The sequence below is a fragment of the [Clostridium] fimetarium genome (assembly GCF_900111235.1).
In the GTDB taxonomy this organism is placed as follows: domain Bacteria; phylum Bacillota; class Clostridia; order Lachnospirales; family Lachnospiraceae; genus Clostridium_N; species Clostridium_N fimetarium.
The window spans coordinates 77,262-101,943 of the sequence record NZ_FOJI01000013.1; the positions used below are offsets into that span (position 1 = coordinate 77,262).

The 24,682-nt window shown below is 34.8% G+C and carries 23 protein-coding genes; 3 read left to right on the forward strand and 20 right to left on the reverse strand.

What is annotated here, in order from left to right; translation table 11 throughout:
• Nucleotides 1-2: 2 nt before the first annotated feature.
• From BMY18_RS15570 to BMY18_RS15630, 13 genes are all read right to left on the reverse strand, one after another.
• Nucleotides 3-1,604 (reverse strand): N-acyl-D-amino-acid deacylase family protein, encoded by a 1,602-nt coding sequence (locus BMY18_RS15570; protein WP_092455718.1) that lies wholly within the window; start codon nt 1,602-1,604, stop codon nt 3-5.
• Between the two features lie 43 nt (nt 1,605-1,647).
• Nucleotides 1,648-2,490 carry an FAD binding domain-containing protein gene (locus BMY18_RS15575; protein WP_092455720.1) on the reverse strand — a complete coding sequence of 281 codons (843 nt, stop codon included), beginning with the start codon at nt 2,488-2,490 and terminating at the stop codon, nt 1,648-1,650.
• Nucleotides 2,484-2,951, reverse strand: coding sequence for a (2Fe-2S)-binding protein (locus tag BMY18_RS15580; RefSeq protein ID WP_092455722.1), 468 nt, complete (start codon nt 2,949-2,951; stop codon nt 2,484-2,486). The genes BMY18_RS15575 and BMY18_RS15580 overlap by 7 nt, the downstream gene beginning before the upstream one ends.
• Nucleotides 2,952-2,969: 18 nt before the next feature.
• Nucleotides 2,970-5,072: a xanthine dehydrogenase family protein molybdopterin-binding subunit gene (locus BMY18_RS15585; RefSeq protein ID WP_092455723.1), complete on the reverse strand. Its 2,103-nt coding sequence runs from the start codon at nt 5,070-5,072 to the stop codon at nt 2,970-2,972.
• 10 nt (nt 5,073-5,082) lie between these two features.
• Nucleotides 5,083-6,408, reverse strand: coding sequence for a dihydroorotase (locus tag BMY18_RS15590; protein WP_092455725.1), 1,326 nt, complete (start codon nt 6,406-6,408; stop codon nt 5,083-5,085).
• Nucleotides 6,405-7,064 (reverse strand): nucleotidyltransferase family protein, encoded by a 660-nt coding sequence (locus BMY18_RS15595; RefSeq protein ID WP_170841435.1) that lies wholly within the window; start codon nt 7,062-7,064, stop codon nt 6,405-6,407. Before BMY18_RS15595 ends, BMY18_RS15590 begins: the two co-directional genes overlap by 4 nt.
• A gap of 26 nt (nt 7,065-7,090) precedes the next feature.
• Complete coding sequence (locus BMY18_RS15600; RefSeq protein WP_170841436.1) at nt 7,091-8,170, reverse strand: XdhC family protein; 1,080 nt, start codon at nt 8,168-8,170, stop codon at nt 7,091-7,093.
• Between the two features lie 8 nt (nt 8,171-8,178).
• Entirely contained in the window at nt 8,179-8,688 is a 510-nt protein-coding gene (locus BMY18_RS15605; protein ID WP_092455731.1) for a MogA/MoaB family molybdenum cofactor biosynthesis protein, read from the reverse strand.
• Nucleotides 8,675-9,172, reverse strand: a complete 498-nt coding sequence (locus BMY18_RS15610; RefSeq protein ID WP_092455733.1) for an MOSC domain-containing protein — start codon at nt 9,170-9,172, stop codon at nt 8,675-8,677. The genes BMY18_RS15605 and BMY18_RS15610 overlap by 14 nt, the downstream gene beginning before the upstream one ends.
• Nucleotides 9,173-9,177: 5 nt before the next feature.
• Complete coding sequence (moaA, locus tag BMY18_RS15615) at nt 9,178-10,149, reverse strand: GTP 3',8-cyclase MoaA (RefSeq protein ID WP_092455735.1); 972 nt, start codon at nt 10,147-10,149, stop codon at nt 9,178-9,180.
• Nucleotides 10,150-10,629, reverse strand: a complete 480-nt coding sequence (gene moaC, locus BMY18_RS15620; protein ID WP_092455737.1) for a cyclic pyranopterin monophosphate synthase MoaC — start codon at nt 10,627-10,629, stop codon at nt 10,150-10,152.
• A gap of 109 nt (nt 10,630-10,738) precedes the next feature.
• Nucleotides 10,739-11,758 (reverse strand): molybdopterin-binding protein, encoded by a 1,020-nt coding sequence (locus BMY18_RS15625; RefSeq protein WP_092455739.1) that lies wholly within the window; start codon nt 11,756-11,758, stop codon nt 10,739-10,741.
• Nucleotides 11,759-11,782: 24 nt separating this feature from the next.
• Nucleotides 11,783-13,054 carry an amidohydrolase family protein gene (locus tag BMY18_RS15630; protein WP_092455741.1) on the reverse strand — a complete coding sequence of 424 codons (1,272 nt, stop codon included), beginning with the start codon at nt 13,052-13,054 and terminating at the stop codon, nt 11,783-11,785.
• 324 nt (nt 13,055-13,378) lie between these two features.
• Between BMY18_RS15630 and BMY18_RS15635 the strand changes: the two genes are divergently transcribed.
• Nucleotides 13,379-13,669, forward strand: coding sequence for a PqqD family protein (locus BMY18_RS15635; protein WP_092455743.1), 291 nt, complete (start codon nt 13,379-13,381; stop codon nt 13,667-13,669).
• A gap of 78 nt (nt 13,670-13,747) precedes the next feature.
• Here the strand turns inward: BMY18_RS15635 and BMY18_RS15640 are convergent, their stop codons facing one another.
• The 6 genes from BMY18_RS15640 to BMY18_RS15675 form a co-directional block, all read right to left on the reverse strand.
• Complete coding sequence (locus BMY18_RS15640; protein WP_092455745.1) at nt 13,748-14,755, reverse strand: hypothetical protein; 1,008 nt, start codon at nt 14,753-14,755, stop codon at nt 13,748-13,750.
• Between the two features lie 79 nt (nt 14,756-14,834).
• On the reverse strand, nt 14,835-14,966 hold the full coding sequence (locus BMY18_RS21550) for a hypothetical protein (RefSeq protein ID WP_278281068.1): 132 nt from the start codon (nt 14,964-14,966) through the stop codon (nt 14,835-14,837).
• Nucleotides 14,967-15,202: 236 nt separating this feature from the next.
• Nucleotides 15,203-15,868 carry a TraX family protein gene (locus tag BMY18_RS15650; RefSeq protein WP_170841437.1) on the reverse strand — a complete coding sequence of 222 codons (666 nt, stop codon included), beginning with the start codon at nt 15,866-15,868 and terminating at the stop codon, nt 15,203-15,205.
• Between the two features lie 85 nt (nt 15,869-15,953).
• Nucleotides 15,954-17,795: an alpha-amylase family glycosyl hydrolase gene (locus tag BMY18_RS15655; RefSeq protein ID WP_092455749.1), complete on the reverse strand. Its 1,842-nt coding sequence runs from the start codon at nt 17,793-17,795 to the stop codon at nt 15,954-15,956.
• 578 nt (nt 17,796-18,373) lie between these two features.
• Nucleotides 18,374-19,867, reverse strand: a complete 1,494-nt coding sequence (locus tag BMY18_RS15670; RefSeq protein ID WP_092455755.1) for an MFS transporter — start codon at nt 19,865-19,867, stop codon at nt 18,374-18,376.
• 177 nt (nt 19,868-20,044) lie between these two features.
• Nucleotides 20,045-20,968 (reverse strand): radical SAM protein, encoded by a 924-nt coding sequence (locus BMY18_RS15675; protein ID WP_092455757.1) that lies wholly within the window; start codon nt 20,966-20,968, stop codon nt 20,045-20,047.
• 266 nt (nt 20,969-21,234) lie between these two features.
• On the opposite strand from BMY18_RS15675, the gene BMY18_RS15680 reads away from it, so the two are divergent.
• On the forward strand, nt 21,235-22,878 hold the full coding sequence (locus BMY18_RS15680; protein ID WP_092455760.1) for an ABC-F family ATP-binding cassette domain-containing protein: 1,644 nt from the start codon (nt 21,235-21,237) through the stop codon (nt 22,876-22,878).
• A 245-nt stretch (nt 22,879-23,123) separates the two neighbouring features.
• Nucleotides 23,124-23,546, forward strand: a complete 423-nt coding sequence (locus BMY18_RS15685) for an acyl-CoA thioesterase (protein ID WP_092455762.1) — start codon at nt 23,124-23,126, stop codon at nt 23,544-23,546.
• A 64-nt stretch (nt 23,547-23,610) separates the two neighbouring features.
• Here BMY18_RS15685 and BMY18_RS15690 read toward each other — a convergent pair whose 3' ends face one another.
• Nucleotides 23,611-24,567 (reverse strand): Gfo/Idh/MocA family protein, encoded by a 957-nt coding sequence (locus BMY18_RS15690; RefSeq protein WP_092455764.1) that lies wholly within the window; start codon nt 24,565-24,567, stop codon nt 23,611-23,613.
• Between the last annotated feature and the right edge of the window lie 115 nt (nt 24,568-24,682).

The window sequence follows — 24,682 nt, forward strand, 5'->3', positions numbered from 1 at the left end:
TCCTAACTTCTTCTAATGACCATACCATTACGTTTCTTCGTATATTTTCCATTTTCCACTGCCGTTTCACCATTTACGATAACGTACTCAATGCCCTCTGGAAATTGTTTAGGGTTCTCAAAGGTTCCCTTGTCAATAATTGTATCCGGGTTAAAGATCGTTATATCTGCATAATATCCAACCCTGATAAAACCTCTTTCTTTTATGTTAAGCGCATCAGCTGCCTTACCTGTCATCTTGTAAATGGCTTCTACTAATGAAAGGACGTTCTCTTGCCTTACGTATTTTCCAAGGACTCTTGCAAATGAGCCATATACCCTTGGGTGAGGAGTTCCAGATAAAAGTCCATCGGTACATACATTCATCTCGCTACGTTTCATTATTTTTTTGACATGGTCTTCCAACCCGTAGAAATCAACCATTCCTACTGCATTTTGTTCTTCCATAAGTAGATCAAACGTTGCTTCAAGCGGTTCTTTTTTCTTAAGTTCGCCAAGTTGAAGTAGACTTAAACCTACTACATCTTTATTTTTTGGAGATGCTACACTTGTAATAAATATACCTTCCACTCCTGCAAAATCAATAAAATTATCCCATCCAGGAATCCCATCTGTCATATCTTTCTTCATCTTTTCACGAAGATCTTTGCTTTTAAGTCGCTCCACTAGCTTATCCGTGCCGCCATCGTGAACCCACGGTGGAAGTATAACGCCTAACATTGTACTTCCCGCCACATATGGGTACTGATCTAAGGATACTTTAATCCCTTCTTTCTTAGCACGATCAAGCAAATCAAACATTTGATCAAGATATTTCCAGTTCTTTTTACCACATACCTTAAAGTGTGAAAAATGAATCTGAACGCCACTTTCTCTACCTATTTCAATAATCTCCTCCATTGAAGAAATAATTGTATCCGCTTCACTTCTTTGGTGTACTACAAATACACCATCGAATTCATTTACAACTTTACATATTTCAATTATTTCTTTAGTATTCGAATATGCGCATGGCATATAAATGAGTCCAGATGATAAACCTAGACATCCCGACTCCATCTCACGTCTGGTTATGTCACACATCTTCTTGATTTCTTCGTCGCTAGCTTCATGATTGCCTAATCCCATCGCTTCCATTCTTACATTTCCATGTGGTAATAGGTAACTTTCATTCACAGCAGGCTTTGCTTTTTCAATCATCGCGAGATAATTTTTAGTGGTTTCATATTCCCAATTAATTTCACTACTCTCGCCATCCAAGCCTGCAAGATTTTTTCTCCATGCTGAAATATATTGAATTGGAAGTGGTGCCATTGAAATCCCATCTTGACCTAGTACTTCTGTTGTGATTCCTTGCATCAGTTTCGGCTCAACATCAGGTTCTGTAAGCACTTTCAAATCACTATGACTGTGCGTATCAATAAAACCTGGAGAAACAATATAACCTTTTACATCAATGACCTTCACCTCTGATGTAATTGATTTTTCCCAATCTTTTGAATCCCCAATTGCAACAATCCTGCTATTATCTATGAAAATATCACCTACATAGGATTCTACATTGTTTCCATTTATAATCGTTCCATTTTTTATTAACATTGCCATATTCTTATTCTCCTTATCCTGAGTGCCTAAGTAACAACACTGATTAGCATTCGTTCAAAAAATCTTCCAAAAGATTCAAACAACCTTTTTTACGATACACCGCTGTTGAGCGCTGATCATCTATGGGATGAAGACATTCCCTATATTCGTCAATGATTTCTGGGATTTTGGCGAGCAACTCTTTATATTTTATTCCAATATAATGTGACTCAATATCTTTTCTTCTTAACGTTGTGATTCCTACAGAACCATATGCGACTCTTAGATCTGTAACTTGATCATTTTCAACATTCATAACTGCAACAAATAATAACTTAGAGATAGCTTGCGCTTTTCTTGCACCTACTTTTTTATAACCCATCTTCGTTGTTCTTGATATCTTATCCTTGGGGATGATAATTTTTGTTACGATCTCATCAGACTTTAAATCTATTTTACGTATTCCGAGTATAAAGTTTTCAATTGGAATAATTCTTTCAATTATTTGATTATGATCATCTAGCGAAGCGGCCACAATCTTTGTATCAAATATATAAAGAGCAGGTAGTGAATCACCAGCAGGTGAAGCATTACAGATATTCCCTCCAATTGTTGCAACATTTCTAATCGCAGGAGAAGCGATGTCTTTTAATACCTGCTTGAGCAATTCGGGAATTAGAGGATTTTGAATCATGTCATAATAAATAGATGCTGCACCTATTGTTAGAAATTCTTCATCCTCATAAATTTCTTTTAACTCATTTAATTGATTAATAAAAAGCATTTCATGAGAAACTTTCTTTGCCACCATCAGGTCAGAACCGCCTGCATATATTATTGCATTTCGATTATTTTTTTTCATTATGAGTGCTTCTTTCAAAGTAGACGGATTCAAACTTTTTACCATAATCCTTCCCCCTGCTCTGCTGCCATCTTTATCGCATCTATGATCATGTTATAACCTGTACACCTGCAGATATTACCGGATATTGCTTCTCTAATATCCTCTTCGGTTGGAGTTGGATTGGCAACAAGCAGTGATTGGGCTGCCATAATCATACCAGGCGTACAAAAACCACATTGAACCGCACCGGCTTTTGCAAATGTATCTTCAAGTAACTGATACTGTTTTGTATCTTTAAATCCCTCTACCGTGATCACACAGCTACCTTCAAGACTTCCAACCGCTGTGATACACGAATTGGTGAGTCGCCCATTAATCAGCACAGAACATGCTCCACATTCCCCTTCTCCACAGCCTTCCTTCACTCCAGTAAGCAAAAAATGCTCTCTTAGGATATCAAGTAGACGTTTTGAAGGATCGCCACTGTATTTTACGATTTTATTGTTTAAATTGAATTCGATCATTATATTTCTCCTTTCAAGTTATAGCATCTCCATTAGTTTCTCCGGCGTAACCGGTATAAAATTAATGTTGTGTCCAACTGCTTCTTCTACTGCCGATGCATATGCCGGCGCAATTCCAATAATAGTTAGTTCGCCGGCACCTTTTGCACCGAACGGCCCACCATCATATGGGTTATCAACTAATTCACTTACAAAATTCACCGTATCTTTAGACGTCGGAATAATATAATCCGTCATACTGGCTTGCTTAATGGTTCCGCCTACATTCTCCATCTTCTCACAGGACGCATATCCTAGTCCTTGAAGCATTCCACCGTCAATTTGGCCTTTCATAATGATGTCATCTATCGCATTTCCTACGTCATATATTGCCCATACACCGAGTAGTTTTGTTTCAGCAATTAGCGTATCTACTTCTACTTCCACTATATTTACGCCCCATGAATATGTAGGATATGCATCTCCCGAAAATGTTTTAATATCCCATGGTATCATTTCAGGATGTACATAATGTTCCTCGAACATCTGATATTCTCCTGATTTATAATTCTCCTTTAGCTTCTCTGCCGCACGTTCTAGCAGCTTTCCAACGACCATAATAGAACGTGATGCCACTGTAGGTCCTGAATTTGGGACTCTGTCAGTGTCTGGGTTCGCAATCTTAATTTGATCTACCGCAATCCCTAGCACTTGCGCAACTATTTTACTAAATGTTGTTTTTACTCCTTGACCCATATCAGTATTACTTACTAGAATTTCAATAGAATCATCTTCATACTTCACCAACTGTACAACTGATCTTATGAAATCTTTTTCACCTGAACCCGTAAAACCACATCCATGTAAGAATAATGATATTCCGATTCCTTTTTTAAATCTACCTTCGTGACTTTGATTCTGATATTCTTTGTATTTCTTACTATAATCACTCAGTGCTTCCGCGCGTTCTAGCATTTTGGGAAGTACGATTGGATATCGAAATTCTCCATGCGTTGCTGTCTGATCACCTTGTTCAACTAGATATTGTTTTTTGAAATCCAAAGGTGACATACCAATTTTCTTTGCAATGTGTGACATTATCATTTCTACCGCAAAAAAGCTCTGTGGTGCTCCGAATCCTCTAAATGCACCATTGGGAACCGTATTTGTAACCATAACTTTACCTGATGCTCTTAGTGCCGCAATTTTATATACTCCTGTAACTGCAATTAGCGAGCGCTGAAGTACTACACTTGATAAACCTTCATAGGCGCCTCCATCGAGACGAATATCAACATCCATAGCAGTAATTTGATTATTTTTATCTAGTGCTACCTTATATACCAACTTAGCGGGATGCCTCTTGGGTGTTACCACCATATCTTCACGACGATCAAAAATTAATTTGACTGGACAATTAAACTTTTTAGAAGCAATTGCAACCTGGCATCCAATCATTGAAGGATAATCTTCTTTCCCTCCAAAACCACCACCTGTGGTTGATTGAATAATCTGCACCTGATCTTTTTCATATCCCATTGCATACATCACGGCATCTTTCACATAGTAAGGACACTGCAATGAGCCAATTACGGTAACTTTGTTATCCTGATATATTCCAATTGCACCCTGTGTCTCTAAATAAGTCTGTTCCTGGTATCCTGTATAAAAAGTTTCCTCAATGATCTTAGCAGCTTTTGCAAACGACTCTTCTACAACTCCATGCTCATATTGATATTCCACGCAAGATTCTATACTTTCATCAATTGAATAGACGCCAGGTAAATCTTCATATTCAATTTTTACATTTGCCGCATATTCTTTTACTTGATCAAAATCACTACCGACTACCATAAGTATAGATTCACCTATAAAGCGAACTTCATGCTCCGCAAATATAGGTTGTTCACTTTTGATCACTTTAAGACCATTACTTCCAGGAATATCTGTGTAATCTACGATTCCATAACCAGCCTGCATATCTGGTAGCTCTATTTTCATTATCTTTCCATGTGGTCTTGTAGAACGAACCATTTTTCCAAACAACATATTAGGAAATGTTAAATCTGCAACATACTTTGCATCTCCACTCATTTTCTCTGCATGGTCTACTTTAGTGATTGATTGACTGATTTTTGACATGTTGCTCTCCTTATCTCTTTATATATTTTCCTAGCCGATTATGAACTTTACCTTCTGATACCAGTAACTGGCCTCTTAAATATACTTCTTTAATAGCGCCCTGTAATATATTTCCATTATATACACTTTCAAGATCTTTTACTGTCGTATGCGCCTTATCATCAAATATAACAATATCTGCATCAGCTCCTGGCATTAAAGTTCCTTTTTGGGGATATAATCCATAAGCTTTTGCTGGACCTTTTGTAAATTTATCAATTATCTTATCCTTAAACAAGGAATAAATATTTAAAAAGGAATACTGAATTCCACCAATTCCCATCGAAATATCACTTGTATATTTATGGTTCTTATATTTTTCTGCAAATGGGCAATGATCTGTACCTATTGTCGAAATGTAATCAATATATTGATTAAGAAGTATTTTGTCCGTTTCAGGTCTTAATGGAGGAGTCATTGTATAACGGAAACCATCCTCCTGCTCATATACGCTACTATCAAAAATAAAATAATGAGGACAGCTTTCTAATGTAATCTGATGTCTATTTAATTCATTTTCGAAGTTTTTAACAAGTTCCTCCACTGAGCTACCTGCACTGACATGAACAATGTAAAGATTCCCGCCTGTTTCTTTTGCCATCGTTGCCAGCTTCATAACCTCAATGTTTTCACTGATGACAGGTCTATATTTTTCATGATCTTTTACTAAAATATCTTTTTTACCTGAAACGAGTTCATCATTTTCAGCGTGAACCACCACTTTGATATTTTCATCCTTTGAGCACTTGAGGAGCTCATAAATGTAATTATCTCCAGTTCTTCTATCTGAATCAGAATATGTTGTAAATAACTTGATGGAAGGAATGCCAAGTTTTTTAGAGGCTCTTATGATATCGATTGGAGCATCCACAGGATTTGCAATTGTTGTATGAAATGCATAATCTGTTATACTCGTTTCTGCAAGTTTAAGTCGTTTTTCAAACGCTATATCGATCTGAGATGCCTTTTTAACTGGATCTAGAAAGTCGATATAAGTAGTAACTCCTCCTAATGCAGCCTTTATTGAACCTGTATGAAAATCATCACTGCTTACACAATCCCCAACGCCTAGATGAAAATGTACATGAGGGTCGATTAACCCAGGAAGTACCATACAACCACCTGCATCTACTACTTTTTTGCATTGTAGTTTTTCACTTGTAATACAACTTATTTTCTCACCTTTTATATAAATGTTTGCATTTGAAAATCCACCATCCATATATACTTTTCCATTGATAATTCCTAAATCTTCAATTGTGTTATTATCGTTTATATTTTGGTTCGCTTTAATCATAATTGTCCCCTTTCATTCATAATAGTCTGTAATTTCATATAATCTTCTCTGGTGTCTAAATCATATATAATTCCATCATCGTTAATATTAATATACTCCACAGGCAGTTTTTTTAAAAATGACTTAAGATTTCCCTCTACATTTTCGGAAAGGAGTTTTTCTATACATCTTGAGTTAATTAGTATGGGATGGCCACCTTTCATGTGGAAGCTTGGAACTACATAGGCTTTTCCTGCTGAAAGAATTGAACTACATATCTTGGTTGTTATCAATGGATAATCACCAGGTGTAATAAAAAACTGTTCTGATAGAACATGCTTCGCACCTGTTTGCACCGATGAAAACATACCATTTTCAAATTCTTTATTAATCACTAGCTTGACCTTATCACCATAAGGTTCAATCAGCGGAAGTAGTTTTTCATATTGAAACCCTCCAACCACAAATATATTGATACAAATCGGAAGAAATGCTTCAATCACATGCTGAATTACTGCCTTGTCATTCATTTGAAATTGCATTTTAAATCCATCCGCTCTACTTGAATAACCAGCTGCCAAAATTACCGCGTCTGTTGTCACGACATTTGGTGTTATTACGCCTGGTGTTATCGTATCTGATATAATCTCATCTGTTGCCTTGGCACTCGGTATCATTGACATCTCCTCCTATCTGATTTTTTTTAATTAATAGTCATATCTTCGAGCAATACCGTCATAATACCGCCGCATACCATGCCCTCTTCCTCTGCTTCTTCCGCTGTCATATCGATATCTTTTATGATCCATGTTTTGCTTCCAATTATTTCAAGTGCTGTTCTCATAATTGCTGATTCGCTACATCCGCCACCAATACTTCCTTCAATACGTCCCGTCTCATACACAATCATCTTAGCTCCAACACCTCTAGGCACTGAGCCTTTGGAAGCAATAATAGTTACCATGCAACAACGCTCATTTTTGAGTGCTGCAAGTTTATTTAACATATTTGAATCCATGTCTGACCGATTGATAATAAATTGCTCTGCTCTATCCAAACGTTTTCGCTTAATTAGCTGTGCTATAATGGAAATACTTATCTCTTCTGGTGTTGCTGAACCAATTGCTAGCCCAATCGGCGTGCATACTCTTTCTAATCTAATTTCATCAAAACCTTCCTCAGACAATTCTTGTTTCACAACTGCCACTCTATGTTTGGAACCAATCATTCCAACATAAATTGTTTCCGGTTCTTTTAGGATTTGTCTCAAACAATCCGCATCATGTCTATGTCCTCTTGTAATAATTACAATATAATCATTTCTTGTGATTTTTATCTGATCAAGGCAAGATGTGAAACTTTCACACAGTACCTTTTCGGCAGTTGGAAATCTTGGTACATTTGCAAAGGATGGTCTATCATCAACTACTGTAACCTGAAATCCAACTTTTGAGGCAATCTCAACCAGTGGAAGTGCAATATGTCCTCCGCCTAGCACAACCAATCTTTCTTTTGGAAAAAATGGTTCCACTAATGTAAATCGTTCGTGTTCTTTATCTGAATTATCTGGAATACACACAGGCTTTCCTACTTTAAGTACCTCTTGAAAAAGTTGATTTTCTTCTTGAAGCAATTCAGATTCATTGACAAGCCTGCGTTCCAATATATCTGTATTTCCTGTTCTATCTGTATTTTTTGTTCTATCTGAAGAAAGCGTCGTGGCTAATAAAATCGTTTGATTTTGTTCTACTACATTAAGAATTGTTTGATATATATTTCCCATAAAACGCATCAACTCCTTCCACAGTCTCCATTTTCACCCCTAAGCACTGCAAGACCATGCTCTAATGTATCCATGATATAGGTCAGACTTTCTCTTACTGCTTTTTCACTTCCAGGTAGATTAACGATCAAAGTCCTCTTTCTAATACCAGCAATTCCCCTGCCAAGCATTGCTCGCTTGGTTATCGTCAAACTATAACTTCTAATGGCTTCTGCTATTCCAGGTATTTCCTTTTCAATAACTTCTTTTGTTGCCTCTGGGGTAACATCTCTTGGTGAACATCCAGTACCTCCAGTTGTAAGAATCAGATCACATATATCTTCATCTGCTAACTTCATCATTTTTTCTGCTAACAGCTTTTGTTCATCCGGAAGGATTACATAATCGGTTACTCTATAATTATTTTTCTGAACGATTTCAATGATTGCAGGGCCACTTGTATCTACTCTTTCCTTACTATAGCCTTTATCACTTGATGTAATTACCGCTACTCGATATTGATATTTACTTTGTGACATACATATCATCTCCTACCTTGATTTCTCCTGCGTGTAATACCACTGCAAATACACCTTCTCTTGGCATGATGCAATCACCAACCTGACGAAATATTTCACATTCACTATGGCACTGTTTCCCTATTTGCGTAATTTCAAGTAAGACATCATTACATTGAAATTTAGTACCTATTGGATAGGATTTAAAGTCAAATCCTTCTACTAAAAGATTTTCACCAAATGCGCCATCCGATACATTTGCTCCTCTGGCTCTGAATTCTTCCACTCTTTCATAAGATAAAAGGCTAATCTGACGGTGCCAATTACCCGCATGAGCATCTTTTTCTAATCCGAAATTTTCAATGAATCTTCCACTATTTATATTTACTTTTGCAGTTCCCTTTTTTTCACTGATACATACTGCTTTTACAATTCCCGACTTTATAGTTTCTAATTTTATAGTTTCTGCTTTTGTAGTTTCTAATTTTACAGTTTCTGTCTCCATTTGTATTAGCCTCCAATCTGCACCATGTTTTTCATTTCAACCTTATCTGATGCTTCTTCATAAAAACAATGTGCCTGTGGTTTTTCGAATATTGCTTGCTCCATAACACTCAATAACAAATCTTGATTTCCATTTCTAAGAACATCTCTTAATGAAACGCCTTCATCATAATTAAGACATAGTTTCAACTCACCCTCTGCACTTAATCTGATACGATTACAATCACTGCAAAACTTATGTGAAACAGCACTCACGAAGCCTATTTTTCCTACCAAATCATCAAATTCATAATAAACTGCTGGACCATTTCCAGAAACAGTAGATAGATGAATCTTATCTTGAAAGATCGCTTTTAATCTTTCAAGAATTTTATCATTGCTATAAGTGTCAAACAACTTTCCAAATCCTAAAGGCATCATTTCTATGAAACGAATATCTATAGGATAGTGCTTTGCAATCATTGCAAATCCATACAATTCTTCATCCGTTATTGTTTTTCTTGAAACGCAGTTTAACTTAAGATGTATTCCTATATCTCTAGCTTTTCTAATGCCTTGTATCATCTGGATAAATTCATTTCTTCTTGTAATAGAAGCATATTTTTCCTTTGTAAGTGTAGGAACATTAATATTAATACTATCAATACCTGCCTCTTTTAACTCATCTGCATATCGCTCGAGTAGAACACCATTTGTAGTTAATGTAACCTGTTTTATTCCATCAATATTTTTAATATTTTTAATTAGTTTCGTAATATCATCTCGCAGTAGTGGTTCTCCACCTGTTATTTTTATAGCATTGATACCGATACTGACTCCTGCTTTTACTATTGTTTCAATTTCATCAAATGTAAGAAGCTCAGATTTATCAATAGAAGGGATTCCTTCCTCTGGCATGCAATAACAACATCTCAGATTACATTGATCTGTAACCGAAATTCTCATGTAATTAATTTCTCGACTCCATCTATCTTTCATCTAAATCACCTCGTAGGTTCCACTCTTTCCACCTGTTTTTTTAAGGAGATATATCTGTCCGATTATCATCCCTTTATCAATTGCCTTACACATATCATAGATTGTAAGAAGCGCAACTGTGGCTCCGGTGAGGGCTTCCATTTCGACGCCTGTTTTACCCTCAAGTTTTGCCGTACAGAGCACTCTAATCATATTTTTTTCTGTATCTAACTCAAAATCAATAGAACTATTTGTCAGCATTAAAGGATGGCATAAAGGAATCAGTTCGCCCGTACGCTTCGTTGCCATAATTCCTGCAATTCTAGCCACGCTTAACACATCACCTTTTTCTACTGTATTATGCTTTATTTTTTCCATAACAATTGAACTTACCTGTATCGTCCCTGTTGCAATTGCCGCTCTTTTCGTTGATAATTTTTCTGTAACATCAACCATTATTGCATTGCCATTTTCATCAAAATGTGAAAAATCCTGTCCCATTTTTTCTCCATTCCTGTGGCTTGCTCTTGCAAGACACAATATCAAGATTTATTTCAACCTTGAATCCTTATCTTAAAATCATTATATGAATTATTTATTTTTCTCAAAGTTACTTACCAAATCCACAATTCGGAAATAGACAAATCTCACAAGCAAGGCATAAACCGCCATGTCCGAGACTTGAAAGCCATTCTTTCGTTACAGGTTCATCCGACATCACCCTTGGCAATACCAAATCAAATATGGTACGTTTGGAATACATAACACAACCTGGTAAGCCCATAATTGGTATATTTTCTTTTGTATATGCCATTAGAAACATTGCTCCGGGAAGTACCGGTGCTCCATAGGAAATGATTTTTGCCCCTGTATCTTTGATCGCAGTTGGCGTTGTATCATCAGGATCCACGCTCATTCCTCCAGTACATATCACCATATTTGCACCTTCACTAAGGAACTCATTTATACCATCTGAAATATCGCGTGGGTTATCTCCAATTATTCTTTGGCCTATTACATCCACATCATATTCAGCTAATTTCTCTCTTATTACTGGCCCAAATGTATCTTTGATTCTTCCATAAAGCACTTCATTTCCAGTTGTTATAATACCTACTTTTTTGTGTAAAAATGGCTTAATCTCTAATAGGGGTTTCGTTCCCGCCGTTCGCTTTGCTTTTTCCATCTTCACTTTTTCGATAATTAGCGGAATAATTCTAGTCCCTGCTAACTTGTCGCCTTTTTTTACAGGAAACCCAGAATGCCTAGTTGCAATCATCATTTCTCCTAATGAATTAACTTCCAGTAGCCGCCCAATATCCACTTTGAAATATCCATCAGCATCAGCAATTACATCTATTTTTCCTTCTTTAACTTCAGAAGGTTTCATAAAATCGTTTTTGCACATATCGTAAAGGATTTGAGCCGCCTCATCTTCGTGATACATCGTATCATCCTTCTCCCACACATACAGATTATCCTTTCCTACACTTAAAAGAACTGGAATATCTTCTTTACATACAACATGACCTTTCCGAAAAATCGTGTCTTTATTAACACCCTTTATTATTTGCACAATATCATGACAGATCACATGTCCTTCTGCTTCTGTTGTTTTAATGAAACGCATATCCAATCACCTACTTTTTTTATCTTAGATTCTTGTTCCATCCACGTATTTTGATATAACATTCTCGTTATTTCCAAGATATATGATACGCTCCAGTCTTTCTTTTGGAGTTAATTTTTTCGAACTTTCAATATTATCATCACTTAATATCACAGCATCCATCTGGAAACCCTTTTCAAAACTACCTACATTTCCAAAGAAAGCGCCTCCACCTTTGGTCCCCATATAAAAAGCCTCTTCTAAGGTAAGTGGTACATCTGTCTCATTGACAAGTCTCCAATATAACTTAGAGGATTGTATTGCACTTGACATTGCATGAAATAGATTAATAAATGAGCCAGCTGCCAAATCTGATCCAAGTCCAACATTCAGACCATTTTTTAGGTATCTACGGATAGGTGCGATTCCTGATGCTAGATTCATATTGGAGTCCGGACAATGCGCAATAAATACATTTCTTGTTTTTAACAGATTCTCTTCCTCTTGTGTAAGATAAACACAATGAGCCATAATTGTATTTCCCGATTGATTAAATGAACCTCTTCTTTCATATGCGTCTCCATAAGAATCTGCATCTGGACATAATTTTTTCACCCACTCTATTTCGGATATGTTTTCCGCCATATGTGACTGTAATGCAAGATGACATTCTTCTTTTAATGTTCCAAGCGAGACCATTAAATCATCAGAACACGTTGGAATAAATCTTGGTGTAAGAATTGGGACTGTGTTTTTATAATTTTCTTTTGCATATCTTACAAATTCTATCGTGTCTTCAATTGATTTTTCAGAACTCTCCTCTTTTAGATAATCAGGACAATTTCGGTCCATATTGACCTTTCCAACCATTGTTTTCATTCCAGTTTCTTCAAGCATATTCATAAGAAGTAATGTTGCCTCATTATGAATGGTTGCAAATATACAAGCCCTTGTTGTAGGACTATTCTTCAAGTCCTTCACAAATATTGGATAAGCCTTCTTTGCATATTCAATATCTGCATATTGGGACTCCTCTGGAAACGTATAAGTATCTAACCATTCCAAGAGTTCCAAATCCATCCCAGTTGCTCGAAATGGATACTGCGAAGCATGAAGATGAAGATCTATAAGTCCTGGTATAATCAATTTTCCTGTGTAATCGTAAACTGCAATGTTTTCAAATTCTTTAGGAATTGTTTCATATACGCCCTGACATATTCCATCCTCACTTATCACATATCCATCCATCACTTCTATAATCTGTTGCGTTTTAGAATACATACAGATTCCCTTTAAAGCAAACGTTTTATCATTCATAACATTCTCCCTTCGATTCAGGTTCGTAATTTGTTTCTAAGTTGCTGAATCTGATTGCTTAGTTGTTTATCAAATAGCGTAATAATATCAAAAAAGACGTAGACGAAAACATCTCTGAATTCGCATCTACATCTTTGTATTGGCGTTAAATTACATATATATATTATATTTATAATTAGATTAAATAATCAATTATTTTTTTTTAATATATCATTATTTGGTCATATAGTCAATATTTTAATGTTAAAATTTATTGACTATTTTAAAAATCTAATGTTATAGTTACATACATAATTATTTTTATTGAATGGAGGTTTCTATTTTATGATTTTAAATGACGTTAAAATAAAAAGCGGATATATACTTAGAGAACTTGGCGGAGAATTTTGTCTCGCTTTTGAGGGTGACACGAATAATGGTGCAGTCGATGGAATTCCATCAATCAATGAGACCGGAATCTGTTTATGGCACAAATTAGAAAAAGGTGCCACCCCTGAAGAATTAATAACATACTTAATCAAAAAAGACGCAATTGATTATGAGGATGCGGAAGCTGATGTTGGAGAATTTCTTGCGAAACTAATCAATGCAAAAATTATAGATTACACAAGATAATCCCTTAAAAGTTCACTAACATTTTTAGATATGGCATCAATCGCGTTAACTTTTATAGGAAAAAACATAGTCATTTTATTACAGTTTTTCAATCAGCTCTCGCACCTCTGCGTCTTGAGTAATATCATATACAACAGAAAAACAATCCTTTGCTTTGACATTGTCCCCTTCTTCCATCAACAACTGACCCACTCTGTAAATGATTCCAATTGTAGTTGAGTCGGGGCCAAGTTCAATGTCATTTTCATTCAGGATTTGTTGTAATGTGGCCAAGTCATATTGAGGTGTTTTGCAATCTGTAGATTTTGCAATATATGCTAATTCATTATCTGCATTTTCCGTCTGAAAATAAATATTACTGTATGCATAAAGTGCTCTAGCAACTTCTGGTTTATATTTTTCTACATAATAAAATGCAACATTTCTATAAAAACGCGCCATTGTTGCTCTTGTGCAGCAATATCTGTAGGCTTGTTTTGTTGTTTTCAAAAAATTGTCCAGATCATTGTTATGTTTATATACTTCACAAAGGGAAAGTATTGAATCAAGATCTACTGGATTCCACTTCATTGCCTTTTCATGTGCTTCCATTGACGCCTCATACTCTTCTAAATGAGCCAATATAAATCCGTAAGTACGGTAAAACACATTATATTCTATATCTGCTGCTTTCACTTCTTTTACTGGTTTATAATAAAAATGGTAAATGTACATTTCCATAATGTGATTAAAACTCATATAAATGCTATCTTCATTTTCTTCATAAGAACCCTCGACTGCTGTCAATATTGATTCCATTGTGGCCTTCGCCTTCATAAAATCTCCATCTCTAATCATATCTTTCACAGCCGCAAAATCAGTTGCAACCCCACTCTTCATTTCTTCGAATCTACTTGCTAACTGCATTTTTTCACTATCGGGAAGAATCCCAAACATCATAGTAGCGATTTCTCTCAAAATATCCGTAGACTCCTCATCATTTTTATACTTCTCACTCGCACTATGGAGTATCACCATATCTTCATCATAATTCCCCACGAGTTCCTTTTTAATACTGTCAATAATTAATTGTGCATATTCTGTCATTCCTAACAATTCCTCTCTTCCGCATGATATTTCCTGTTTTCATATTTGTATTTGTTTCTATATTTGTTTCTATATTTGTTTATATATTTGTTTCTGTATTTGTTTCTGTATTTGTTTCTGTATATGTATCTGTATCTATATTTGTTTCTGTATTTGTTTCTGTATTTGTTTCTGTATTTGTTTCTGTATCTAAATTTGTTTCTATATCCATATTTGTTTCTGTTTCTATATTTGCATTTGTATTTGTATTTTATTGAATCAATCTATAATTTGATCGTCAAAATTCATTTCATAATGTAAACGGTGAATAAGAATTTATAATTATGTATTTTACCGCAGACCGGCTGAAAACAGCGCCTTATGCTGTTTGAAGGAAAGGCAAGGCAAAACACATAATTATAAATTCTTATTCACTCAACACCTACCATTAAGAAAGAATTTCCCCCCTCAAATCAACATATGTATCACATACAATATCACCAAATGCCCTGGATAGAATATATAGAAAAAATACTTGAAACCAATTCCCTTTTTCCCATTATACAATGCAATTGGAATCATTGCCAGTACATCAAATATTTGATAACTTGATACTAATAAAATCAATGAAGCGGTTCCAAAAATTAATTTATTATAAAAGCGTTCGTAATTCCAATAAAATATCATTACAATTATAATGCCAAACATTCCATAATCAGTACCAATAAATTCTGCCAAAAACGCAAATGCAAAAGCCGCAACAATTCCAATCTTCCTTTTATATTGTCTGTCAATATACATCGCTAATATTGCAAACAAAAATGTAATAAGAACATTTTGATGGCCCCAGTCAAAAGTGCCCTCGAATGCAAAATCAAAAGGGATTTCTGTAAGCAGAGCAAATACTGCCATCCTAATGATATATTTTTTCACATCTTTTGTATGCATAAAACCTTCAACGATCAAAAATGCAAATATAGGAAATGATATTCGACCAATAATCCTTAAGAATATATATTGTGGAAAGAAAATATATCCCATATGATCGATTAGCATGGTCACTGCCGCAATCATCTTTAACGTAAATGCATCAATACCTACCTTATTATTTTTCATAACATCACATATATTCACGCATATCCTCATTTCTCAATTTTTGAAGTATCCAATCATTAATTAAATACTAATGTGCATATAAAGTTTGTCACTTTTAACTTACCTATATTAATTTTTTCGTATTCGATTTTATAATTTTTCCCAAAAGTACAACTACACATCTAGGTTCAATCTTTACAATCTTATTGTCCGTTATATTCAATTCTTTTTGCTCTTTTGCAGAATTAAGGATTACACTCCAATGGCATCCATTTGCAATCTTAGGCAATGCCAAATCATGGCTCTCCCAGTGCATATTATAAGCCACATAAATTAACTCATCCTCATTCGCATTCTTTGCGTATTTACTACAATACATAACTCCAATATGTCTATTATAATTTTCAAGGGCGCTGTACCAAGCACTTTTCCCATGAAAAGAAATATCTGGATATCCACAAGATAAGCTATCTGCCATATATAGTTGCTTTGGCATATGAAGAATTCCGTGCTCTTTTCGAAAAACAATCAAGCTTTTAACAAATTCATGTATTTCCTTCGCATTTTCAGTATTATTCCAATTAAGCCATGTCATTTCATCATCAATGCAATACGGATTGTTATTGCCACCCTGTGAATTTTCAATTTCATCGCCTGACAAAATAAGTGGAGTCCCCTGTGCTAACAACAATAGCATAAATGCATTCTTCATCTGGCGTTGTCTAAGCTCTATTATCTTTTTACTTCTAGATTTACCTTCAACTCCACAATTCCAACTGTGATTATAATTCTCACCATCTCTATTGCCTTCACCATTAGACTCATTATGCTTTCTGTCGAAACTCACAAGATCAAACATTGTGAACCCATTGTGATTCGTAATATAATTAATATTAGCGCTCTGTACTGGATTCATTTTCAATACATTTACAAATGGCGTTAACTGGTCCTCATCTCCTTTTAAGAAGCATTTCGCAACAGTTGAAAATCCATCATTATAATTGCCCATATTCTTGTATTTCTCTACATCTGCCTCGCCATTCCAGGATTCAGTAAATATCTTGGTTTTTGAGAGTATTGGATCTTGCGCTACAACATGCAAGTTATTTTGATTACAATACATATGCACACCATCAATATGATATTCAATTACCCAGTACCTAATACAGTCATCGATCAAGTTTGCATTTTCTTTGCCAAAATACATTTCCATAATTAATTCAATGCCATTCTTATGTAGTTCCTTAACTAATAATTTGAATTCATATGTGTAATCTGCCTTGTTTTCACCATTTATACCATTTTCACAGTATGCAGATTTGGGAGCAAAATGTAATCCACTTGTATATCCCCAGTAATTTAAAATATTTACATCACTCGGTGTATAAATATCTAACTTTTTATCATCTTTAAAACGATCAATTTCTTCAAATTCATATGCAGGCATCATTTCAATTGTAGTAATTCCAAGTTCTTTCAGATAAGGAATCTTCTCTACAATACCAGCAAATGTACCTTTATATTTCACACCTGATGTCTTACTTTTCGTAAATCCACGTGCATGGAGCTTATATATGATACATTCATCATACGGAATTTTCAGTGTTCTATCTTCATCCCAAGCAAATTCATCAAGTTCTACACAGCTTACATACAATGCATTTCCCTTAACCTTGCCAAATTCCTCACAATCAGTAACAGTCTTTCCATATGGATCGACTACATATTTATTTCCAATCTTATAATTATATTGATATTCTTTCAAATCTATTCCACTTAACAACACAGAAAAAACATCCCCAGTTTTAAATCTATCATCCAATTCAATGCAAAACGCAACCTTATCTGAATTTTTCTTATAAAGCAGTAACTCACAATTTTCAGCCGCACCTTTCACCGAAAAATTATACCCATTCACATTTTTAACCACACCCATTATACAAGGATTCCCATAACCAATCTCCATCAAACTTCCCTCCTTCTATATCTATTTCCCATCTAGTTTCGACCTTCACCGCCCTTTCACGGTGAAACCCGTGAATACCGTCCATCCGACCTTCAGCGCCCCTTTTCACAGTGTAACCGTGAATTATAATTTGTGATTGTGCATTTACCGCAGACCGGCTGAAAGCAGCGCTAATATTTTTTCCAAGACTCAGATAAAAAATGAGCGAAGCGAGTCTTTTTATCATCTCTGAGGCTTGCAAAAAAATATGCTACTTGAAGGAAAGGCAAGGCAAATGCACAATCACAAATTATCATTCACTCGATACCCCCCCTCCCTTTCACGGTGAAACCCGTGAATACCGTCCATCCGACCTTCAGCGCCCCTTTTCACAGTGTAACCGTGAATTATAATTTGTGATTGTGCATTTACCGCAGACCGGCTGAAAGCAGCGCTAATATTTTTTCCAAGACTCAGATAAAAAATGAGCGAAGCGAGTCTTTTTATCATCTCTGAGGCTTGCAAAAAAATATGCTGCTTGAAGGAAAGGCAAGGCAAATGTACAATCACAAATTATCATTCACTCGATACACCCCCCCTCATTGATACAAATCCCTAACTGCCTTTTTATCCAACTTATAATGCTGCAAAGTAAATAAAGTGATACCCCAACTAATAATTGGAATAATGCAGTAGAAAAATATAGTAAGCCATTTTAGTGTAGGTGTAATTGCATCATCTACTTGTGGAAACACCTTTGAAAACCCAACAAATGATAGTATTAATCCAACAAATGCAGTTCCAAGTGATGAAATCCCCTTATCCACAAAAGAAAATAGTGCACCCATAATTCCTGGAACAAATTGTCCACTTCTCATATATTCATAATCCGTACAATCCGCAATCATAGGAACCACCATATTATTTGTAATTGATTTGCACCCATTTAACAAAGTAAATACTACTAGAAATTCCAAAGTGAGCCAGTTAAAATGCGTAAGAGAAATTTTAGTTAGATCCCAAAATACCATCATCCCCAAGATTACGATCTGAAATAATACGCACAATCTTGTAATCGTTATCATAGCCTTTTTTTGGCCATGTCTTCTAGCATATACAATACCTAAAAATGTAACACCTAAGTTTGGAAATCCAATAATAACTCCTATAAGACCTGCTAAAGGGTAATTATTCATAAGAATCCCATACAACATAACGATTACTGTCGAATTACCATAAACCATTGATGCAAATCCATTTGCTGCTGCTACAACGACCAACATTTTAATTGGTTTGTTATTCTTAAGTATCTCAAAATAATCTTTCAGACGAATGGATTTTTTATTATCGACTTCAATTTTGAAATACGCCTTATTGTCTTTTTTCCAGATCCCGAAAATGGCAAGAGCTGTACATATTCCAGCCAATATAATGACTGTAATAACAAATTCTTCAAATAATTTCGGATTATTAAAATTCGTATATTTCTTAATTAAGTATACCGAAACATAAAATGCAACAAGTCCATGTGCAAACATAATAAATGTTGAATCAAAAAATGTAATTATAGGTCGTTGTGATACATCATTTGTTATCACAGTTTGTCCCGACTTTACAACGGAGCTTTGAAATGTATAACCAATAATATACAGCGAATATGTTGCCATGAAAAACGGTACCCTTAATGCTCCTGGTACCAAATGTGTAACATAAAACAACAGTAACGAACTGATGGCCGAAAACAAATAGCCTGCTACCATGAATGGCCTAAACTTTCCATACCTTCCATTCGTCTTATCAATGATGTATCCCACTATCGGATCCGTTACACTATCAAAAACGCGCATTCCCGTAAGAATAAAGGAAATCAAAACAACTCCAATTCCAGCAATACCATTTGCATAATAGGATACATATCCCATCATTGCGAGGAAAAGATTCGTGGATGTATTATTTAATGAAAATAGTGCTATTTGCCATATCTTTGCCCTATTGGCTTCTATTTTATTTTTTTTATTAGAATTGGGTTGATTTTCTATATTGGGATCTGGTTGATTTTCTATATTTGGATTTGGTTCTGCTTCTTCATTCATATCTTAGGCACCTTCATCATTTATATTAAGTATCTTCGATTATTCTAATGTTGTATGTGTCATGAATTTCTCCTAGTATTCTTTGCAGATTAAATTATATTAATACTTCATATGACATAAATTATTATAATGATATTACCAACATTATACAGTATAATTGCAATATTATAAAGAATTTTATACACCTTCACAGTCGAACTCTGGGATAAAGCTTTCCTGTGCAGTCTTCCCCTCTTGGATAAAACCATTCTCAACCCCTAAATCGATCGCAAAATCAACTAATTTATCATATTCTTTTTCAGTAATCCTTCTATTCAGTTTTTCGATATTCTCCACTTGTTTTAAAGGTGTATATTGATTCATAATACTTATAAATACATTGTTTCCATATGTTTGATATAAATACGTAATAATATTTTTAGAGTCAACAAATTCACCTGGCAGCATTAAATGCCTTACAATCACGCCCTTTGTCATAATCCCCTCTTCAATTATAGGATTATCAAGAATCTCTTTGCTAGATTTCTCATTAAACTGTGGATTTCCAACCTGTCTATACATTTCAGATATTGCCTTAACTGCTACCTCAAAATAATCTTTTGCATTAGAATAATCATCAGCTAGTTGTGCTTCCATATATTTAAAATCTGGTAAATATATATCCACATACCCTTCAAGCAATTCCAATGTCTCTACAGTCTCATATGCACTGGTATTGTAGACTATTGGCAGTATTAACCCAGCTTTCCTTGCAAGATCAATTGCCTGGATAATCTGTGGAACATAATGCGTGGGCGTAACCAAATTGATATTATTGGCCTTCTTTTCTTGAAGTTCCATAAATATTTCAGCAAGACGCTCTATTGTTATCGCTTTTCCACTTTTTCCAATTGCAATGTCTCGATTTTGGCAATATATACATCTTAACTGGCATCCAGAAAAAAAGACCGCTCCGGATCCCGCTTCACCTGAAATACAAGGCTCTTCCCAATAATGAAGTGCTGCCCTTGCAACTTTAAGTTGTGCTGTCATTCCACAATATCCGATTTTTTTGTCTTCTCTGTCAACATTACATTTTCTTGGACACAAATTACATTTCATCTATATAACCCTTTTCTTTTGATCGATTTTTGTCAATTCATATCATTTTACAAATATAACTCTTCTGCTTTCAAATGTAAATAATTTAAGTAGTTTTTAAAATCTATGGACATATTGAGCTTACCCATAAACTTGTCATAGAGATATGGATAAGGCTTTTTTTGTACTGATTCCAAAATATATCTTGCAATTTCCTATATATAAGGTAGAATAGAGAATGAATGCAAATTTTTAATTATATATTGTAAACGAAAGGAAATATCAAAATGATTAGTGCTAATAATGTAACCCTTCAAATTGGTAAAAAAGCTTTATTTGAAGAAGTTAATATTAAATTTACAGAAGGCAACTGCTACGGTCTTATCGGAGCAAACGGTGCTGGTAAATCTACATTTCTTAAGATTCTTACAGGACAACTTGACTCAACAAAGGGCGATATCGTAATAACACCCGGACAGAGGCTTTCTTTCTTACAGCAAGATCATTTCAAATATGATGAATATAATGTTCTTGATACTGTAATTATGGGAAATACAAGACTCTATGCAATAATGAAAGAAAAAGAAATAATATACGCAAAAGAAGATTTCACTGAAGAAGATGGAATCCAAGCAAGTGAGCTTGAAGGCGAATTTGCAACTATGAATGGTTGGGAAGCTGAATCTGACGCAGCACAACTTCTTAACGGACTTGGAATTGGAACAGATCTTCACGACAAAATTATGAAAGACTTAAATGGTAGCGATAAAGTTAAAGTACTCCTTGCACAGGCTTTATTTGGTGATCCTGATATTCTACTTCTCGATGAGCCTACAAACCATTTGGATTTAGATGCTATCGCTTGGCTTGAAGAATTCCTTATTAATTTCAACAATACTGTTATCGTTGTATCTCATGATCGTTACTTCCTCAATAAGGTTTGTACACATATTGCAGATATTGATTATGCTAAAATCCAGTTATATTCCGGCAATTATGATTTCTGGTATGAATCTAGCCAATTACTTGCAAAACAGATGAAAGATTCTAACAAGAAAAAAGAAGAAAAAATCAAGGAGTTACAGGACTTTGTTACTAGGTTCTCTGCAAATGCTTCTAAATCAAAGCAAGCAACTTCTAGAAAACGTGCTCTTGAAAAAATCGAACTTGATGACATCAAACCATCAAGCAGAAAATATCCATATATCGATTTCAGACCATCTCGTGAAATAGGAAATGAAGTTCTTTCCGTGAATGGACTTTCAAAAACGATTAATGGGGTAAAAGTTCTTGATAATATTTCATTTATTGTTAATCCTGTTGATAAAATTGCATTTGTTGGTTCTAACGAACTAGCTACTACTACTCTTTTCCAGATTCTCAATGGCGAGATAGAGCCTGATGAAGGCACTTACACATGGGGTATCACTGTTTCCTCTTCATATTTCCCTAAAGACAGTGGTGCAGAATTTAATAATGAAGACACAATCGTTGAATGGCTTACACAGTATTCTCCAGATCCTGATATGACTTACGTTCGTGGATTCCTTGGCAGAATGTTATTTGCTGGCGAAGACGGAATTAAGAAAGTCAAAATATTATCAGGTGGTGAAAAAGTTCGTTGTCTAATATCAAAAATGATGATTTCTTGTACAAATGTACTTGTACTTGATGATCCTACGAACCACCTTGATATGGAATCAATTACAGCCCTTAACAACGGACTTATGAAATTCCCAGGTGTTGCAATCTTTACATCACATGATCATCAGTTCATTGAGTCAACTGCTAACCGTATCATGGAAATCATTCCAAATGGTCAGTTAATTGACAAGGTTTCAACTTATGATGAATACCTTGAAAGTGATGAAATGGCTAGAAAGCGTCAAGGATTATCTGAATCAGATGATGAAGATCAAGATCAAGATTAATTAATTTAAATAAATCTAATTTAACTATAAATGCCTCTTCAATTAACTTAAAATAATTGATGGGGCATATATTTTAAAGAAATTGATAACACCTGTCCTTTGAATCTATTGATAACATATAGTTTGAAAGAAATTTCTATCACATATACTTTGAAGAATTAGATGACATACACATTAATTGCTTCTAAAACAGAAAGCTTGTGTACGAAAGATTTTAAAAATATTGCAGAAAGAGGAATAAACGAATGGAAATAGAGAGTTATAGTTGGACACACCGCGCACAATATTACGAAACAGACCAAATGGGAATTGTTCATCACTCAAATTACATAAGATGGTTTGAGGAATCAAGAGTAGAATTTCTAGATAAAATTGGATATAGCTATAAAAAGCTTGAAGATAATGGCATTATAAGCCCTGTAATTGAAATAAGTTGTAAATACAAATCTATGGTTCACTTTGGTGATGATGTTATTATAACTCCAACAATCAAGGAATTTAATGGTGTAAGGCTCACAATCTATTATGAAATAACAGATGCTTGCACAAAAGAACTTCGTTCATTTGGTACAAGCAGCCATTGTTTTCTAGGAATTGATGGCCGTCCTCTTCGACTTAAGAAAGACCACTTTGATTTTTATGAGAGATTACTTAATCTTGTTGTTTAAAAATAACTACAATAATTACTTAATCTTGTTGTTTAAAAATCACTACAATGATTGCTTAATATTGTTATTTAAGTATCTCTGCAGTAATCTTTAATGTTTTAATCGCTGTACTAACATCTGCGCTAAACTTACCTATTCCATTCAGTTCATCTACGATTGCCTGTTCCATATTGAGACCCACAAATTGTGAATCCTCAATCACATACTCAGACTGCCCAGTCTGAGTTATAACATAAATAGGAGAATTGTTATGAAAGAAATCAAATCGAATTATTCCTTTATCTCCAATAATCTCAATTCTATCAAGTTCCGTGTTACAGTTATAGAGCCACTGTCCACTTCCAACGACACCATTTTGGAATTGAATATTCATACACAAGGAATCAAAAACTGGATTTGACTTGTTAAAGATGTTCTTTATAACGTTAAATTCTTCCACTTCGCCCATAAGACTACATATATAATCTAATGCATGAATATCAGTTTCCGAAAATATATTTCCACCAGAAACTTCTGGATTCATTCTCCAAGCCTCAGCGTCTTCAACTGCTTTCACAAATCTTACAACATTAACGGCTTCTATCGTTCCAATTGCCCCATCCTTCATAAGCTCTGCAATCTTATTAAACCTGTTAAGACTTCTTCGATAGAATGCAACATATGCTTTCTTTCCTGCTGCATCAAATGCTTCCTTAATTTTTAATCCTTCTTCATAACTAAGTGCTAATGGCTTTTCAATTAAGCAGTTTTTTCCTGCTTGTGCACATTTAACAGCATACTCAACATGCATATCTGGTGTTGTTGCAATATACACGATATCTATTTCTGGATCATTTAAAATCGCATCGACATCTTGATATACCATTCCATGCTGATGTCTGGCTACCCAGTCGTTTGCCTTTGCTATCGTTCTGTTCGTTACTGCCTTTAGAATAGAGTTCTTGGCAAGATATAGACCTGGTCCATTCTTAACTTCTGTTACATCTCCGCATCCAATCATGCCCCATACAATATTTTTCATGTGCAATTATCCTTTATCCTTCTTATGTTTAATATGATAACAATCTTTGCTTTCATATAACACTATCTTTGCTTTCATATAACACTATCTTTGCTTTCGTACTTGCGGTATCTCT

Coding starts and splice junctions, on each gene's coding strand:
- BMY18_RS15685 (WP_092455762.1), top strand. CDS start 23,124: ATGGAAATAGAGAGTTATAGTTGGACACACCGCGCACAATATTACGAA.
- BMY18_RS15680 (WP_092455760.1), top strand. CDS start 21,235: ATGATTAGTGCTAATAATGTAACCCTTCAAATTGGTAAAAAAGCTTTA.
- BMY18_RS15585 (WP_092455723.1), bottom strand. CDS start 5,072: ATGTCAAAAATCAGTCAATCAATCACTAAAGTAGACCATGCAGAGAAA.
- BMY18_RS15625 (WP_092455739.1), bottom strand. CDS start 11,758: ATGCGTTTCATTAAAACAACAGAAGCAGAAGGACATGTGATCTGTCAT.
- BMY18_RS15570 (WP_092455718.1), bottom strand. CDS start 1,604: ATGGCAATGTTAATAAAAAATGGAACGATTATAAATGGAAACAATGTA.
- BMY18_RS15580 (WP_092455722.1), bottom strand. CDS start 2,951: ATGATCGAATTCAATTTAAACAATAAAATCGTAAAATACAGTGGCGAT.
- moaA (WP_092455735.1), bottom strand. CDS start 10,149: ATGAAAGATAGATGGAGTCGAGAAATTAATTACATGAGAATTTCGGTT.
- BMY18_RS21550 (WP_278281068.1), bottom strand. CDS start 14,966: ATGGATATAGAAACAAATTTAGATACAGAAACAAATACAGAAACAAAT.
- BMY18_RS15595 (WP_170841435.1), bottom strand. CDS start 7,064: ATGATACCGAGTGCCAAGGCAACAGATGAGATTATATCAGATACGATA.
- BMY18_RS15635 (WP_092455743.1), top strand. CDS start 13,379: ATGATTTTAAATGACGTTAAAATAAAAAGCGGATATATACTTAGAGAA.
- BMY18_RS15630 (WP_092455741.1), bottom strand. CDS start 13,054: ATGAATGATAAAACGTTTGCTTTAAAGGGAATCTGTATGTATTCTAAA.
- BMY18_RS15575 (WP_092455720.1), bottom strand. CDS start 2,490: ATGGTAAAAAGTTTGAATCCGTCTACTTTGAAAGAAGCACTCATAATG.
- BMY18_RS15600 (WP_170841436.1), bottom strand. CDS start 8,170: ATGGGAAATATATATCAAACAATTCTTAATGTAGTAGAACAAAATCAA.
- BMY18_RS15655 (WP_092455749.1), bottom strand. CDS start 17,795: ATGGAGATTGGTTATGGGAATCCTTGTATAATGGGTGTGGTTAAAAAT.
- moaC (WP_092455737.1), bottom strand. CDS start 10,629: ATGGGACAGGATTTTTCACATTTTGATGAAAATGGCAATGCAATAATG.
- BMY18_RS15670 (WP_092455755.1), bottom strand. CDS start 19,867: ATGAATGAAGAAGCAGAACCAAATCCAAATATAGAAAATCAACCAGAT.
- BMY18_RS15640 (WP_092455745.1), bottom strand. CDS start 14,755: ATGACAGAATATGCACAATTAATTATTGACAGTATTAAAAAGGAACTC.
- BMY18_RS15675 (WP_092455757.1), bottom strand. CDS start 20,968: ATGAAATGTAATTTGTGTCCAAGAAAATGTAATGTTGACAGAGAAGAC.
- BMY18_RS15610 (WP_092455733.1), bottom strand. CDS start 9,172: ATGGAGACAGAAACTGTAAAATTAGAAACTACAAAAGCAGAAACTATA.
- BMY18_RS15690 (WP_092455764.1), bottom strand. CDS start 24,567: ATGAAAAATATTGTATGGGGCATGATTGGATGCGGAGATGTAACAGAA.
- BMY18_RS15605 (WP_092455731.1), bottom strand. CDS start 8,688: ATGTCACAAAGTAAATATCAATATCGAGTAGCGGTAATTACATCAAGT.
- BMY18_RS15590 (WP_092455725.1), bottom strand. CDS start 6,408: ATGATTAAAGCGAACCAAAATATAAACGATAATAACACAATTGAAGAT.